This window comes from Microlunatus parietis (assembly GCF_013407955.1).
Taxonomy (GTDB): Bacteria; Actinomycetota; Actinomycetes; order Propionibacteriales; family Propionibacteriaceae; genus Microlunatus; species Microlunatus parietis.
The window spans coordinates 7,130,454-7,146,485 of sequence record NZ_JACCBU010000001.1 but is presented as its reverse complement, the minus strand read 5'-3'; the positions used below and the strand labels follow the sequence as shown (position 1 = coordinate 7,146,485).

Below are 16,032 nucleotides of genomic sequence, written 5' to 3'. Positions count from 1 at the left end.
CTCCTACGCCGAGTCGGCCGGCGGATTGATCAACAACGACAACCCCTGGTACGGGTCCAAGATCACCGGGAAGCTGTGCAGGTCGTCCACCTCGCCGATGATCTTGTCCGTCATCATGTCGATCACCGGCGCGCCCGGGATCAGATGTTCGGACAGGACGCTGCCGGAGATCGGCTCGTCGGAGAAGTTGAGCACCGTCACCTGCCGCGCGTCGCCCTCCAGCGCGTGCACCATCACCAGCATCGCCCGCTGCGAGACCTGCGGCACGTCCAGCTGCTCCGCGACGTCGATCCGGTACCGCTTGCGGACCCGCAGGATCGCGGCCAGGCCGGACACGAACGAGTCCGGGTCCTCCAGTTGAACCGGCAGTCCCCCGTACAGGCTGACCCCGCGCGGCATCTGCGACCCGGAGTGCAGGGCGTGCGGCTGGTAGTCCATCAGGTCGTACGCGGCACGATGGATCCACCGGGTGTCGCCGGTCGCCAGCAGCGGCTCGACCTGCTTCCGCGGCAGCGTCAGCAGACCGCACAGATCCCAACCGGACAAGGCGAAAACGCCCGGTTGCCAGGCGTTGAACGCGGCCAGCAGCAGGTGCGCCCGCTTGATCGTCTCGATTTCGGCCGGGGTGATCTCGTCGAGGTCGGTGACGCCGAGCGTGGCGGCGATGATCGTCGCCAGCGTGGACGCGATCCCGTTCGTGGTGAACGTCGCGTTGTACGGCGCCGCGTCGCCGGCCAACCGGTCGGTCAGTTCCTGCCGGATCGTCACGGCCAACTCGGCCCCGCTGATCTCGTCGCCGCGGAACGGGAACGCGTCCTCGGCATGCAGGGTGGCGAAGTGGACGAGTTCGTACGTCATCTCGTCGTGGTTCTGCAGCGCATGCACCAGCCCGACCGGCGGCACACCCATCGACAGGGCCAGGTTCATGGTGAGCCGGAGGAACTCGGTGTCGGCGGTGGCCAGCGCATGATGGTAGGCGGGCCGGTTGACGAAGTCGTACGACAGGTCGGCACCCCGCTCCGAGGTCGCCTTGATGTCGTCGATGGTCAGGTTCAGTTCCTGGAACGTGAAGCCGCCGACCTTGCGCACCATCGAGGCGATGAACTGGTTCGCCGCCTCCGACAGCGGATGGCCCTCGGACCAGGCCGGCGCTCCCTCGGTGGTCTTCTCCACGGCCAGGAAGCCGTTCGCGTCCAGCCGCAGCGCCCCCGTACCAAGATCACCGAGCGAGTGCAGGGCGTCGCCGATCACCAGCCGCATCCCGGCGAACGTCGGGTCGAGCCAGTTGATCGACGGCTGGCCCTCCTTGAAGTAGTGCAGGTAGACCCAGCGCCGCTCCACCCCGTCCGCGCCGAGCACGACGTCGGTGGCGCTCCAGTTGGTGTCCTTGATGCCCGGGTCGTAGAAGATCACCCGCTGCATCTGGCCGATGATGTAACCGGCCTTGGCGAGCTGGTCCTCGGTCTCGGCGTCGAGGTTGATCGAATCGCGGCCGCGCGGCACCCGGGGCAGCAGATGCCAGTCCTCCGGCGCGATCTCGACCATGTGGTAGACGCCCGGGTAGTCGTCCACCTTCATCTCCGCGAGCCGGAAGTCGGCGCCCTTCCCGGTGTGCCCGGGCACGATGTCGTCGATCACCGTACCGCCGTGCGAGGCGGCCACCTCGCAGAGCGTGCGGAACTCCTCCTCGGTGCCGAACTGTTCGTCGATCTGGGTGCTGATCCGGTCGAAGTGGCCGTCCACGGTCGGCGTCGCGTCCCAGCCGGTCAGCCCGCCGGCCCGCTTCACCGGCCCGGTGTGCACCGCCTTGATGCCGATCTTCTCGAACGCCCGCCACAGGTCGTCGTCACCGAGGGTGCCGAGGAACGAGCGACCGGGCGCGGTGATCAACGAGATCGGGTACGCGGTGAACCAGACCGAGGCCTTGTCGATCGCCGCCCGCGGATCCGGGTGCGCGTACGGGTTCTGCCACATGCTGCCGAGTCCGGAGAACTGGGCGGCGATCGCCGTCGCGTCGCCGAGCATCGACTCCTCGCGCAGCCAGGCGACATAGGCCGGGTTGTCCCCGGACGGCCTGCCGTTGCGCGGCGTCCGCGGCCGCAGCGCGAAGAGGTCACGCAACCGGGCCCGCGGCCGCAGGCGCTGCGGGCGGGCCGGATAGAACTGTTCGTCGTACGTGATCTCGCTCGTCGGTGTCTCGTCGCGCGGCTCGGCGACCTCGTCGTCGGATGTGTAAGCCTCCTCCGCCACGCAAGTCCCTTCCGCCCAGGCGACATCGAACGTCGCTCCCGCATGGTCAGCACCAACGCTACTGCAGCAGAGCCGGTTCGAAACCCCAAATCCACCGTGCCGCGGACCAAGATCACTGCAATCGTGAGGAAAGCCGTGCTGTGACGGACGCTTCGTCGAGATCGAGCTGTTCGATCAGTTCCCGGTAGACGTCGTCGTCGAGCCGGAACGCATCCCGTTCCGCGGTCAGCGCACGCCGCTGGGCCCGGACCATCTCCAGCCGGGCCTGCTGGAACTGTTCGGCCATCAACTGCCGCTTCGCGTCGTGCCGGCCGTCGAGCTCGCCGTCGGCCTCGGCCGGTTCAAGATCATCGACGACCCGCTGCCGGGCCCGCTGTGCCTCGGCGAACCGGGCGGCGAACGCCTCGACGGCGGCCGGGTCGACGCCGGATCCCTTCTGCTCGGCCAGTCTGGCGAACAACTCACGCATCGTGTCCTGCCCGGCCCGGAGGATGACCTGCTGGGCATGGCGGTGCTGCTGTGCGGTGTACGCCTCGTCGGCGGCCGGGTCCAGCTTGAGGCTGCGGATGAACGCGGGCAGCGTGGCGCCCTGGATCAGCAGCGTGCCGATCGCGACGACCAGCGCGATCACCTGGATGGTGGCCCGGCCGGGGAATTCGGCACCGGAGGCCGTCACGGCCGGGATGCCGGCGGCCGCGGCCAGGGTCACCACGCCGCGCATACCGGTCCAGGAGATCACCAGATCGGACTTGAGCGGCAGCACCCGTTGCTCGGGCGGCAGTTGCCCCTCCCGGTGCCGGGCGCGCTTGATCGCCTTCCTGGCGTTGGGCCGGTCGCGCAGGAACCAGCGGCCGAGCCGGGCCTGCCCGACCAGCCGGGCGTGATCGAGCAGCACCCAGGCGACCCGTACCAAGATCACCACCAGCAGCACGCCGAGCGCGGCCAGCAGCACGCCGCCGATCGGCCGTCCCTCGGCGACGACGTCGTCCAGGACGAACTTCACCTGCAGGCCCATGTAGGCGAAGACGAACGCCTCCAGCAGCACGGAGACGGTCCGCCAGACGTCGCGTTCCTGCATTCGGGTGGCCACCCCGGTCCGGTCCGCGTTGTGCCCGATCAGGAACCCGGCCGCGACCACCGCGACGACGCCGGAGGCGTGCAACTCCTCGGCGATCAGGTACGCGGCGAACGGCACCACGATGCCGAGCACGGTCTCCAGCCCGGCGTTGTTCAACCGGCTCCGGGTCCGCAGCACGATCACCGCCAACACCAGCCCGACCAGGAGCCCCACGACGGCGCCGTAGCCGAAGAACAGGACCGGGCTCTCGATGAACGCGGTCTGCTGGGTGACCGCGACGGTGGTGATCGTGAACAGGGTCAGTGCCGCGGCGTCGTTGACCAGGCTCTCCCCGGTCAGGATCGTCATCACCCGTTTGGACAGGCCGAGCCGGCGGCCGATCGCGACCGCGCTGACCGCGTCCGGCGGCGCGACGACGGCGCCGAGCACCAGCGCCGCACCCAGCGTCAGCTCGTTGACCATGATGTTCGCGGCGCCGCCGACGACCAGCGTGGTCGCCACCACCAGCAGGATGCCGAGGCCGAGGATTGGCCGCAGGTTCCGTAGGAAGTGGATCAGCGAGAACTCCAGCGCCGTCGAATAGAGCAGCGGCGGCAGCACGAAGCTCAAGATCAACTCGGGCTCGATCTCGAACCGCGGCAGGCCCGGGATGAACGAGACCGCCGTCCCGACCACGACCAGGATCAGTGGCGTCTGCAGGCCGCGCCGGTGCGCCACTGCCGTCACCACGATCGCGGCGATCACCACCAGGAGAAGCTGCGCACCGTCCACCTACAGGACAGTAGTGACCGGATCAGGGAACCCGGTGGAGCCACTCGGTGGTTCCGAACTTCTCCTCGACCAGCCGCTCCGCCCGGGCCCGCTCGTCCGGGGTGATCTCGGCGTCCCGGGTGTCGTAGCGGGACCGGAAGTGATCCTTGTACGCCTCGATGATCGCGGCCCGGGTCAGCCCGGTCTGACTGCGCAGCGGATCGACCCGTTTGTTGGCGCTCTTGGTGCCCTTGTCGGACAGCTTCTCCCGGCCGATCCGCAACACCTGCAACATCTTGTCGGCGTCGATGTCGTACGCCATCGTCGCGTGGTGCAGCACCGAACCGGAGGCCAGCCGCTTCTGGGCGGCGCCGCCGATCTTGCCGGCCGGCGAGGCGATGTCGTTCAGCGGTACGTAGCTCGCATCGATGCCGAGGCCGTGCAACGCCCCGAGCACCCAGTCGTCCAGGAACGCATACGAGCGCTCGAAGCTGAGCCCCTCGACCAGCGACGTCGGCACATAGAGCGAGTACGTGATCGTGTTGCCCGGTTCGATGAACATGGCGCCGCCGCCGGAGATCCGGCGCACCACCGTCACCCCGTAGGCGACCGCGGCGTCGGTGTCGACCTCGTTGCGCAGGGACTGGAACGAGCCGATCACCACGGTCGGCCGTTCCCACTCCCAGATCCGCAGCGTCGGCGCCCGGGTGCCGTCCGCGACGGCCTCGGCCAGCACCTGGTCCAGCGCCATCTGCATCGGCGGCGTCTCGGCGGCGCCGTGGATGATGTCGAACGTGTGGTCGGCCCAGCCGGTCGCGCGGCCGACCGCCCGCCGGACCGCGATCGCGACGGCGTCCGGGGTGAACCCGATCATCCGCGCCTCGCCGGCCGCCACCGCCACCAACTCGCTCAGCCGGTCCACCGCCGTGTCCACGGCCAGGCCGGTCAGCGCCGCGTCGATCCGCTCCAGGGCGTCGTCGGGCTCCAGGAAGAAGTCGCCCGAGATCCGGACCGACGCCAGCCGGCCCTGCTCGACCTTGACATCGGCGGCGACCAGCTTGCCGCCCGGCACCTTGTATTCGCCGTGCATGGCGTTTCCTGTCTCGTCGGCTCAGCGGTTGGCCGGCGGCCATTCCTGGCGCGGTTCGGCCGGCGGCCACTCCGGGCGCGGTTGGACCGGCTGGGCCGACCGGACCGGACCCTGGCCGGGCAGCACCGGTCCCGGCGGCGGCTGCTGCCCGTACTGCTGCGGATACGGCGGTTGCTGCTGCTCGTGCTGCGGTTGTGGCGCCGGCGACTGCTGCTGGTATGGCTGCTGATACTGCGGCGACGGCTGACCGTACGGCTGCTGCTGACCGTACGGCTGTGGCTGCTGCCCGTACTGCTGCGGAGCCGGCTGGTACGGCTGCGGGGACTGCTGCTGGTAGGGCTGCTGCGGTTGGGGTTGGCCGTACGGCTGCTGGGCGTACTGCTGCGGCGGGCCGACGGGTTGCGGCTGCTGTGGTTGCCCGGGCTGGGCCATGATCACGGTGATCATGCCGGGCGGGTTGGCGCGGTAGAGCGCGTCGACGAAGGCCGGGTGGGCCCGGGTCATCAGGATCGTCTGCCCGTCGACGTCGGCGCCGACCACGTCGGACCGGTAGCTGCCCAAGATCACCGCGCCGAAGGCGGCGAGCAGGAACAGCACGAACAGAATGGCGCCGATCGGGTTCGGGACGACGGCGACGAGAACGAAGGCCAGCACGATCGAACCGAGGCCGCCGAGGATCGTGATCAGCCGCCACATCGCGATCTTGCTCCGGACCGCCTCGCTGACCGGGATCGTGAGACCGATCGGCGGACTGGTCGCGTTCATGATCAACCGTCCGATGCCCGGCAGGAACATCGTCCATTCCTTGCGGAACAGCATCTTGGTGTTGGTCGTGGCAGGCTCGCCCGTGGCCGGGCACACCGGCGGGAAGACCACCCGCGACACGTCCTGGCGGAGCCAGGAGACCTTCATCGTCACTCGTCAAACCTCTCCAAGACCGGGCTCTGTCTCATGAATCGGGGAAACCGTACGCCACAATACGAGACGCCCGGAGCGGATCCGACTCTGACCGGCGATTGGGGTTGATCTGTGCGGAGGAACACGTAGCGTGGTCGTTTTCCTGTCCGCGATCTTCGAGGAGAGCTGTGCTCACCCTGACCGAGAACGCAAGCACCGTTGTGAAGACCATTGCCACCCAACAGCTGGGGGCCGAGGAAGGCGGCCTTCGGATCAGCAGTCACGACGGAGACGGAAGTTTCGCGATCGCCGCGGTGCCGGACGGCCAACCGGGCGATCAGGTGGTGGAGAGCGACGGCGCGAAGGTGTTCGTCGACGAGAGCGCCACCCCTGCCCTGAACGACAAGGTGCTGGACGCCCAGATCGACGATCAGGGCAACGTCCAGTTCCGGCTCGGCCAACAGGCTTGACCGGGCTGCGGGCCTGATCATCTGCGCCGGTGGACGGGCAGGCGGGGCGGCTGGCCTCCCTGCTCGTCCACCAGCCAGGCCGGGGCGGTCAGCCGCCAGGCCTCGAACGTGAGCTCGCTCAACTCGTCCGGCTGGATCCCGTCTAGCTGGACCACCACCCAGCCGAACTGTCCGGTCGTGAACTGGACCTCGAACACGTCCGGCCGCTCGTGCACGAGCGCCAGTTGCTCGGCGATCGTCTGTTTCAGGCCGACCGTGCTGGTCCGCTCCCAGAGGTAGCCGAAGCCCTTCCCGTGCACCTTGAACCCGGTCCATTCGGGTCCCTCGGACCGCTCGACCTCGGGCAGTAGGTCGACCAGGCGGAGGAATGTCGGAATCGTCACGGCCACCGGATCATCGAACCAGAACGGTCCGACAGTTGGCCGGGCCGATGCCGTAGTCTCCCCCGCTGTGACGGAGCGACCCGACGGAACCGACGACAGCGAGGGACTCGGCCGGGAGGCCGGACCGGACTTCGCGGCGCCGGGGACCCCTTCGGCGTACGGTTCCGGCACGCCCACGCCGCCGGTGTCTCCGCCGCCGCCGCAGTATCAGCAGTACCCGCCGCCGGGGCAGCCCGATCCCCCGCTCGGCCAGGCCGCGCCGCCGCCGCAGGGCGCTCGACCACCCCTGTCGGCCGGGTCGCCGGTGCCACCGCCGCGGTCCAACCGAGGCCTCACCCTCGCCATCGTCGGCACCGTGGTCGTGGTGCTGGTCCTCGTGGTCGGCGCCGTGGCGCTGCGGAACGCCTTCAGCGGCTCGTCCGGGGCGGCCACCGATCCGGCCGGCCAGTGGACCACGCCGCCGCGCGAGAAGACGCCTCCGCTGAATACCGAGCCCGAACAGCACCAAGGCTCCGGGTTCACGTTCACCTCGCCGGCCGGCTGGAAGCGCGCGGACGACTGGGGCGACAAGAACGACGGCAAGATCGTCGACGCCGCCGGCAACGACATCACGGTCTACATCTTCGAGCCGGACGATCCGCGCGATCGGTGCCGGAAGGAGCTGCGGTCGCTCGAGGTCTGGGTGCCCGGTGAGATCAGCGAGCTGCCGGACCGCAAGCTCGACGGCAAGGTCGCGCCCGGCGGCCAACTGCTCGGCGAGGACACCTATCAGATGCGCTGCGCCTCCGGCCCCGCCGGGCTCTACAACATCTCGCTGCAGTCCCACCCGGACGATATCGACGCCACCAGCGCCGCGTTCACCGCGGTGCTGGACAGCTGGACGTGGCGCTGATCTCGACGGTTCGGTCGCCGACCATGATCACCGTCGTGCTGTCCGGTCCGGCGAAGGCGTCGGATTCCATGATCACGAAGCGGTACGTCTGCCCGCCCGGCGGCACCTCGACCCGGCGGAACGCCAGCAGCTCCCGCTGCCGCGGCCAGAACGGGCCACCGAGCCGCTTGCCGTACACCTGAAGGACTTCCGGAACCGCGGTCTCGTGATCATGGTGCAGCCCGACCTCAACCTCGATTCCGTCGGCTATGCGTGCCGCGGCCAGCCGGGAAACACCGACGGTACGCAGGCCCAGCCCGGACCCGAACGGCCGCAGTACCGGATCCGGCCGATCGACGTAACTGCGCGTCGAGTCCAGTCGATCGTTGTAGCGCACCGGCACCACCCCGGTCGCCGACGGCAGCGTCACCGGCAGCCGCCCGGTCGGCTCGGCCGCCCCGGTCAGCAGGTCGGCGATCGCCCCGGCGCCGTACGGACCCGGATAGAACGCGAGCACCGTCGCGTCGCTCAACTTGATCACCTCGGTGAGCACGTGCGGCCGGCCGGTGATCACGACGCTGATCACCGGTCCGCGCGCCCGCGCCCGGATCCCACGCAGCCAGTCGACCTGATCACCGGGGAGTTCGAGGTCGGAGAGGTCGACGCCCTCTCCGCAATTGGCCGCCGTCGCCTCACCGGCTGCGCCGTTGTCCGCGAACTCCTCCGAATAGGCCCTGTGGCTGGTCCCGCCGAGCACGCAGACGACCAGGTCCGCACGCTCGACCGCATCTTCGTCGCCCACCGTCCAGTGCGCGCCGAGCGCCTCCCGGACCGTCTGGCCGTCGCCGGGTCGCAGCGGCGGCACGTAGTCGCCGAGCATCGCGGTGACGGAGTCGGCGTTCGGCCCGGCCACCGCGACCAGGAACGTGCCATCGACGTTCCCTGAGCTTGTCGAAGCGTCGTCCTGAGCCTGTCGAAGGGGGCGAGGCACGGTCGTGTCCGGCACTTCGACAGGCTCAGTGCGCGTTCGACCCCTCACCGGCAGCACGCCGGCCGGGTCGTCGAGCAAGATCAACGACCGCGCGGCGAGGGCTCGGGACAACGACGCCGCGTCCCGGACCACGATCGGCTCCGGCCGTGGGTCGGCGGGTCCGGGCAGCAGTCCGTACCGCTGCTTCAGCCGGAGCACCCGGCGGCAGCTGCGATCGACCGCCTCGACCAGCTCCGGCTCGTCGGTGACGAGGTCCTCGAGCAACGTGTACGCGGTGTCCCACAGGCTGACGTCCACGCCGGCGACCAGCGCGGCCCGGGCGGCGGCCCGCAGCGAGCCGGTCTGGCCGGCCAGCCGGTCGATCGCCAGCCCGTCGCCGACGACGACCCCGTCGAAGCCCCACCGGTCCCGGAGCAGCCCGGTCAGCAGATCCGGGTTGGCGCAGCACGGGACGCCGTCGATGTCGTTGTAGGCCGCCATCACGCCGACCGCACCGGCCTCGATCCCGGCCAGCGCCGCCGGCAGGTGCAGCTCGGCGAGGTCGTGCGGGCCGATCACCGCGGAGTGCCCGTTCCGGCCCCCGCTCCCCTCGCCCTGGGCCGCGAAGTGCTTGATCACCGCGCCGACCCCGGCAGCGGCGAGCCCGCGGACCTGGGCCGCGGTCAACTCCGCGGCCAGCCGCGGATCCTCGCCGAAGCACTCCTCGCTGCGGCCCCAGCGCGGGTCGCGAAGCAGGTCAAGGCCGGAGATCAGCGCCAGGTGGACCCCGGCGGCGCGGAGCTCGGCCCCCATCGCGGCCGCGCACTCCTCGACCAGGTCCGGGTCCCAGGCCGCCGCGGCAGCGAGATTCACCGGGAACAGCGTCTGGCCCAGGCTCTGATGCCCGTGCGGCGCCTCCTCGACCAGCAGCGGCGCGATCCCGTGCCGGGAGCTCCGCCGACCCGCCTCGCCCACCAGCGCGGCCACCTCGGCGCGGCGCTCCGGCAGGATGCCGTTGTGCCAGCCCCGCCCGGACCAGGCGTCGGAGCGGAACACCCCGTACAGCCCACCGAGCCCGGCGCACCGCTCCGCCTCGGCGTGGAACGCGCCGGTCAGCACATGATCATCACCGGCCCGGTCGACCGCGGTCCAGCCGTGCAGCCGCAGGCTGAGCTGCCCGGCCTTCTCCCGCAGGGACATCCGGCCGAGCAGGTCCTCGATGTCGGCCATCAGTCCAGCGGGGCCGTGGTCGTGGCCCGGTAGTCGGCCGGCAGCTCCGGGATCTCCGAGACCCCGGTCGCATAGCCGATCACCTCGGCCAGCCGCGGCGCGTCACCGTCGAGCTTGATCGACAACCGCTCCACGCGGCGGGCCGGGAACGCGTGCAACCGCCGGCTGCCGACGGTCTGCCCGGCGACCAGTTGTTGATCTTGGTCGAAGACCGTGTGGCCGGTGATCCGCTGCCCGTCGGCGAGTTCCTCGATCAGGGCCAGGTGATCGAGCTCCACCTCGGCACCGAAGTCGATCATGACTCCGTCCTCGGTCTCGGTGAGCTTGGCCGGGATCGGATCGGCGAACCGGCGGTCCAGCTCGGCGGCCCATTCGGCCACCCGGGCCCGGTCCGCGTCGTCGATCAGGCCGCGCCGGTCCGGCGGGATGTTCAGCAGCAGGTTCGCGCCGAGGCCGATCGACCGGTAGTAGATGGCCAGCAGATGATCAAGGTCCTTGGGCTGCTCGGCCGGCTGCCAGAACCAGCCGCGGCGCAGCGACACATCGCACTCGATCGGGAGGTAGAGCGCCTCGCTGAACGTCGTGGTGACCACCGTGTAGTTGTCCATCTTGGTGTGGTCGATCACGTAGGAGTACGGATCCGCGGAGTAGCCGTCCTCGTTGCCGACCCAGCGGATCGTCGGGTCGCCCATGTTGAAGACCATCGCACCCGGCTGGTGGGTGTGCACCACGTCCATGATCGCCGCCCAGTCGTAGGTACGGCCCTGCGAGCCGGCCCCGTCGAACCAGAGCTCGACCAGCGGCCCGTACCGCGTGCACAGCTCGGTCAGCTGGCGGACGTAGAAGTCGTCATAGGCCGCCGGATCGTCGTAGCAGGGGGCGTTCCGGTCCCACGGCGACAGGTAGAGGCCGAGCCCCAGGCCGGCCTCCGCGCAGGCTGCCGCGACGTCGCCGACCACGTCACCGCGACCGTCCTTCCAGGGGCTGCTCGCGACCGAGTAGTCGGTCGTCTCGGTCGGCCAGAGGCAGAACCCGTCGTGGTGCTTCGCGGTCAGCACCACGTACCGGGCGCCCGCTTCCTTGGCCACCGCCACCCACTGCCGGGCGTCCAACTCGGCCGGGTCGAAGCTGGCCGCGGGCAGCGTGCCGTCGCTCCATTCCTTGCCGTGGAAGGTGTTCAGGCCGAAATGGAAGAAGACACCAAGGCCCCAGTGCTGCCAGCGCAGCTGTTCCGGGGTCGGGGTGAGGGTCCGTTCCAGGGAGGTCAACGTTCGGGCTCCTCGTCGAAGTAGACACGGTCACGGCCCCGGTCCAGGGCCAACGCCAGGGCGCCGCGCACCGCGGCACCGTCCGGCAACGCACTCGGCACCACCCGCGGCCGGAACAGCGACGTCGCCGCCACCTGCTCCTCGACCGCCTCGGCCACCTCTGCCGTCGCCTGCGGGCCGGACAGCACCACCAGTTCGGGATCGGCCACGGCGCAGAGCGCGATCGCCGCCTCGGTCAGCTGCCCGATCACCTCGGCCGCCGTCCGCTGATACGGATGGAAGCCGATCTCACCGGCCGCCCCGTTGGCGCCGCGGACCAGCCGGCCGTCCAGCACCAGCGCCGCGCTCAGGCTCTCGGTGAACCGGAGCAGTACGAAATCGTCGGAGTCGGCCGCCGCGCCGTAGCGGTGTTCGGCGACGCCGGCCAGGTTGGTGTCGTTCTCCAGCACCACCGGTACGCCGAGCGCCTCGGTCAGCCGGGCACCCTGCGGGCCGGCCCAGTGCGGATGGTCGGAGACGAACACCACGTTGCCCTGCCGATCCACGATGCCCGGAGTCGCGACGACCACGGCCTGCAGCCGGTCCGCGCCCCGGAAGGCGCGGACAGCGCGGCGGACCAGCGTGGCCGGCCGCTCGTTCTGCCGTGCCTTGACCCGGATCCGCTCCAGTTCCGTTCCGTCGACGTCGGCCAGCACCGCCTCGGCATGATCCGGCTGGATCTCCAGGCCGACCACGCTGCCGCAGCCGCGGCGCAACCGGTAGCGCATCGCGTTCGGACCGCGGCGGCCGGTCGGGATCTCGCCGTCCTCCTCGACCAGGCCGGCGTTGATCAACCGCGTGATCAACTCGCCCGTCGACGGCCTGGACAGCCCGGCCAGCTCCGCCAGCGCCGGACGGTCCAGCGGCCCGCGGGCGAGCAGCAGCTCGATCACCCGGTCATCGCTCTTGGACTTCACGCCGCCATTCTCCCAGCTATCAAGGCCCGCTCTTGATTGGTGCGTCGCAAACACTAGCGCACGAATTAACTATTAGGTAGCCTGCCTGTTAGTTTCCATCCGGTCAGCGATGATCTTCGAGGAGGAAGGGAGGTTCCACTGCATGCGCATCCGTGAACCCCGCATCGACCGGGGCTTCCACGTGATCAACTACTGCATCCTGGCGTTGTTCGCGCTCTCGGTGGTGTATCCGTTGGTCTACGTGGTGAGCAGTTCGCTGAGCAGTGCCGAGGCGATCAGTACCGGCGCCGTGAAACTGTTCCCGGTCGGGTTCAACGTCGACGCGTACCAGACGATCTTCGCCGCCCCGCCGCTGCTGCGCGGGATGGCGAACTCGATCTTCTACGCGGTCGCCGGCGCGGTGATCGGCACCGTGCTCACGGTCCTCTGCGCGTACCCGCTGTCCCGGCCGGACCTGCCCGGCCGCCGCTGGCTCACCTTCTTCGTGCTGATCCCCACGCTGTTCTCGGCGGGCATCATCCCCAACTACATCGTGGTCCAGCAGCTCGGCCTGCTGAACACGGTCTGGGCGATCGTGCTGCCCGGCGCGATGGCGGTGTTCAACGTGATCATCACCCGGACCTTCTACCAGCTGAACATCCCGGGCGAGCTGCTCGAGGCGGCCAAGATCGACGGCGCCAGCGACGCCCAGTTCTTCCTCCGAGTGGCGCTGCCGCTGAGCAAGCCGATCATCGCGGTCAACCTGCTCTTCTACGCCGTCGGGCAGTGGAACGGCTGGTTCTCCGCGATGCTCTATCTGACCGACCAGAACCTCTATCCACTGCAGCTGGTGCTGCGCGAGGTGCTCACCCTGGCCAGCGTGTCCCCCACCGACATGGGCAGCATGAGCGCCGCCGAGTTCGCCCGCCGGCAGGACCTCTTCGACAAGCTCCGGTACGCGCTGATCGTGGTCGCGATGATCCCGCCGCTGATCGCGTACCCCTTCGTCCAACGCCACTTCGTCAAGGGCGCACTGATCGGATCCCTCAAGTGACCAACCCCACGACGCAGTCCTCCGCCTCCGCTACGCTCCCCCGAACGGCGCCGCGGAGGCCCCGGGACGAACACACCGCCATCGTGACGCCCCGCAAGAAGCGCACCCTGGTCCGGATCCTGCAGTCCTGGCAGCTCTACCTGATGCTGGCCCTGCCGCTGGCGTACGTGATCGTCTTCCTCTACTGGCCGCTCTACGGCCTGCAGATCGCGTTCCGCAACTACAACATCGTGCAGGGCATCCTGGGCAGCCCGTGGGTCGGGTTGCAGCACCTGGAGCGGTTCATCGCGTCGTACCAGTTCTGGCCGGTGATCACGAACACGCTGATCCTCAACGTCTACGAGCTGGTCGCGCTGTTCCCGCTGCCGATCATCCTGGCGCTGTTGATGAACGTGGTCCGCAGCACCCTGTTCCGGCGCGGAGTGCAGTTGATCACGTACGCGCCGCACTTCATCTCGACGGTGGTCGTGGTCGGCATGATGGTGATGCTGTTCTCCCCCAACGGCGGCATCGTCAATCAGGTGCTGCAGCTGTTCGGCGGCCGGCCGTTCGACTTCCTGGCCAGCCCGGACTCGTTCCGGCACATGTACGTCTGGTCCGGCGCCTGGCAGACCCTCGGCTGGTCGGCGATCATCTACCTGGCCGCGCTGTCCGGTGTCGACCCGGAGTTGCACGAGGCAGCCAAGGTGGACGGCGCCAACATCCTGCGCCGGATCTGGCACATCGACTTCCCGGCCGTACTGCCGGTCAGCATCACGTTGTTGATCTTGAACATGGGCGCGATGCTGAACAGCGGGTTCGAGAAGGTGCTGCTGATGCAGAACCCGCTCAACCTGGCCGGGTCCGAGGTGCTGGACACCTACGTCTACCGGGTCGGCCTTGCGTCGACCGTCCCCCAGTTCTCCTATGCGACCGCGATCGGCCTGTTCAAGTCCGTGATCGCCCTGATCCTGCTGATCCTGGCCAATTGGCTGGCCCGGCGCGTCGCCAAGACCTCCCTCTTCTAGAAAGGAAACGATCATGGTCGATCTCAGTGATCTGTCCCGCCGCAGTCTGCTCGCCGGCGCGGCCGGCGTCTCGGCCGGGCTGGTCGCCGGCTGCACGACCGGCGGCGAGGCCCCCGGCTCCGGCCCGTCCAGCAGCGCTGCCGGCACCGGACCCAAGGTCGAACTCGGCCCCGAGACCGAGGGCGTGCTGTATCCCGACCCGTACGTCGGTCCGAAGGCGACCCAACTGAAGCCGTTCGCCGACGGCAGCACCACGTTCCGGATCGTCGTACCGCAGGACACCACGGTGGTCGGCGACTGGAACAACAACACGTACACGAAGTGGCTGGAGGAGCACACCGGCGTCAAGGTCCAGTTCGACGCGGTGCTGGTCACCAACCCCGACGGCAGTGCGGACCTGTCCAAGATCAACGCGATGATCGCCTCGGGTGATCTTCCGGACGCCTTCATGGCGGTCGGGCTGACCCGGGACCAGATCGCCCTGTACGGGCAGCAAGGGCTGTTCCAGGCTCTTGATCAACACATCGAGACCTCGGCGCCGCACATGCGGCAGTTGCTGACCGACCTGCCCGACGTGCGGCGGACCAACCTCGCCCAGGACGGCAAGATCTACAACTTCGGCGGCGTCAACGACTGCTTCCACTGCCGCTGCGCCGGAGCCCGTGCGTTCGTCAACCAGAAGTATCTGGACAAGGTCGGCGCCAAGATGCCGGAGAGCACGGAGGAGTTCCGGCAACTGCTGCTGGCGTTCAAGGCGGAGAACCCGAGCGGCAAGGAGGGTTTCCTGCCGTTCCTGGGCGGCGATGTGACGTACGACCCGGTGGACCAGTTCATGATGGGGCCGTTCACCTACAACCCGGGGCCGACCTCCGGCGCGGTCTACCTGCGGCTGAACCAGGGCAAGGTCGAGTTCGCCGCGAACAGCGAGGGCTGGCGGAACGGGCTGCGCTTCATGCGCCAGCTGTTCGACGACGGGACGCTGACCCAGCAGACGTTCACGGTGAAGGGCGAGGAGCTGACCAAGCTCGGCAACAACGGCCTGATCGGCGTCTGCCGTGCCTTCAACTGGGCCGCCTGGGTCAACATGGACCCCGGCGATGACGCGCTGTGGCGCGACTACGTCCCGGTGCCGCCGCTGGCCGGGCCGGACGGCACCCGGATCGGCACCTGGACGTACGGCAATGCGCCGTTCACCAACGCGATGGCGATCACCAGCGCCTGCAAGGACCCGGCCGCTTTGGTCCGCTGGGCCGATGCGCAGATGGAGCTCGAATCGACCCTGCGCGCGTACGCCGGGCCGAAGGACGCCGGCTGGCGCTGGGCGAAGAAGGGCGAGCAGGGCAGCGGAGGCAAGCAGGCCGTCTGGGCCGGCATCCCGCGGGACAAGATCCCGGTCGGCGACGGCTGGAACCAGTACGCGATCATGTACCGCTCGGCCGACTTCCGGGCCGGCGAGAAGGTCGACCCGTCGGTGCCGAACCTGGACAAGATCGCCGAGCTCTACAAGGAGTACGCGCAGCCGGAGGACCAGTTCCTGCCGCGCCTGCTGTACACCCCGGACGTCACCGCCCAGCGCGGCGACATCGAGGCCAACCTGACCTCGGCGGTGTCGATCCACCTGGCCAAGTTCGCCACCGGACAGCTGGACGTGAACGACGACGCGGCCTGGAACGGCTACCTGTCCCAGCTCGAGCAGATGGGCCTGCCCACGTATCTGCAGCTCACCCAGCAGGCGTACGACGCTCGGCCCCAGTGAGCTGTCAGGGGCACCCGTTAGCC

13 protein-coding genes are annotated in these 16,032 nt (G+C 69.3%); 5 read left to right on the top strand and 8 right to left on the bottom strand.

Annotated elements, in window-relative coordinates; translation table 11 throughout:
- Positions 1-3: 3 nt before the first annotated feature.
- The 4 genes from treS to BKA15_RS34175 form a co-directional block, all read right to left on the bottom strand.
- Positions 4-2,250: a maltose alpha-D-glucosyltransferase gene (gene treS / locus BKA15_RS34190; RefSeq protein WP_179758065.1), complete on the bottom strand. Its 2,247-nt coding sequence runs from the start codon at positions 2,248-2,250 to the stop codon at positions 4-6.
- Between the two features lie 112 nt (positions 2,251-2,362).
- On the bottom strand, positions 2,363-4,099 hold the full coding sequence (locus tag BKA15_RS34185) for a cation:proton antiporter (protein WP_179758064.1): 1,737 nt from the start codon (positions 4,097-4,099) through the stop codon (positions 2,363-2,365).
- A 22-nt stretch (positions 4,100-4,121) separates the two neighbouring features.
- Entirely contained in the window at positions 4,122-5,168 is a 1,047-nt protein-coding gene (gene lplAB / locus BKA15_RS34180; protein WP_179758063.1) for a lipoate-protein ligase LplAB, read from the bottom strand.
- A 21-nt stretch (positions 5,169-5,189) separates the two neighbouring features.
- On the bottom strand, positions 5,190-6,086 hold the full coding sequence (locus BKA15_RS34175) for a hypothetical protein (RefSeq protein WP_179758062.1): 897 nt from the start codon (positions 6,084-6,086) through the stop codon (positions 5,190-5,192).
- Positions 6,087-6,253: 167 nt separating this feature from the next.
- Here BKA15_RS34175 and BKA15_RS34170 point away from each other — a divergent pair, with 167 nt between their 5' ends.
- Positions 6,254-6,535 carry an iron-sulfur cluster biosynthesis family protein gene (locus BKA15_RS34170; RefSeq protein WP_179758061.1) on the top strand — a complete coding sequence of 94 codons (282 nt, stop codon included), beginning with the start codon at positions 6,254-6,256 and terminating at the stop codon, positions 6,533-6,535.
- Between the two features lie 17 nt (positions 6,536-6,552).
- Here BKA15_RS34170 and BKA15_RS34165 read toward each other — a convergent pair whose 3' ends face one another.
- Positions 6,553-6,918 (bottom strand): MmcQ/YjbR family DNA-binding protein, encoded by a 366-nt coding sequence (locus BKA15_RS34165; RefSeq protein WP_312879646.1) that lies wholly within the window; start codon positions 6,916-6,918, stop codon positions 6,553-6,555.
- 67 nt (positions 6,919-6,985) lie between these two features.
- On the opposite strand from BKA15_RS34165, the gene BKA15_RS34160 reads away from it, so the two are divergent.
- A complete protein-coding gene (locus BKA15_RS34160; RefSeq protein WP_179758060.1) occupies positions 6,986-7,810 on the top strand; it encodes a hypothetical protein in 825 nt (274 codons plus the stop codon).
- Here the strand turns inward: BKA15_RS34160 and BKA15_RS34155 are convergent.
- The 3 genes from BKA15_RS34155 to BKA15_RS34145 are packed head-to-tail and all read right to left on the bottom strand — an operon-like array spanning position 7,776 to position 12,213.
- Complete coding sequence (locus BKA15_RS34155) at positions 7,776-9,989, bottom strand: glycoside hydrolase family 3 protein (protein WP_179758059.1); 2,214 nt, start codon at positions 9,987-9,989, stop codon at positions 7,776-7,778. The genes BKA15_RS34160 and BKA15_RS34155 overlap by 35 nt on opposite strands.
- Entirely contained in the window at positions 9,989-11,257 is a 1,269-nt protein-coding gene (locus BKA15_RS34150; protein WP_246322490.1) for an alpha-L-fucosidase, read from the bottom strand. Before BKA15_RS34150 ends, BKA15_RS34155 begins: the two co-directional genes overlap by 1 nt.
- Entirely contained in the window at positions 11,254-12,213 is a 960-nt protein-coding gene (locus BKA15_RS34145; protein WP_179758058.1) for an ROK family transcriptional regulator, read from the bottom strand. Before BKA15_RS34145 ends, BKA15_RS34150 begins: the two co-directional genes overlap by 4 nt.
- A gap of 142 nt (positions 12,214-12,355) precedes the next feature.
- On the opposite strand from BKA15_RS34145, the gene BKA15_RS34140 reads away from it, so the two are divergent.
- The 3 genes from BKA15_RS34140 (at position 12,356) to BKA15_RS34130 (ending at position 16,009) form a co-directional block, all read left to right on the top strand.
- Entirely contained in the window at positions 12,356-13,246 is an 891-nt protein-coding gene (locus BKA15_RS34140; protein WP_246322489.1) for a carbohydrate ABC transporter permease, read from the top strand.
- 83 nt (positions 13,247-13,329) lie between these two features.
- Entirely contained in the window at positions 13,330-14,253 is a 924-nt protein-coding gene (locus tag BKA15_RS34135; protein WP_312879645.1) for an ABC transporter permease, read from the top strand.
- Between the two features lie 13 nt (positions 14,254-14,266).
- Complete coding sequence (locus tag BKA15_RS34130) at positions 14,267-16,009, top strand: type 2 periplasmic-binding domain-containing protein (RefSeq protein ID WP_179758056.1); 1,743 nt, start codon at positions 14,267-14,269, stop codon at positions 16,007-16,009.
- Positions 16,010-16,032: the final 23 nt, after the last annotated feature.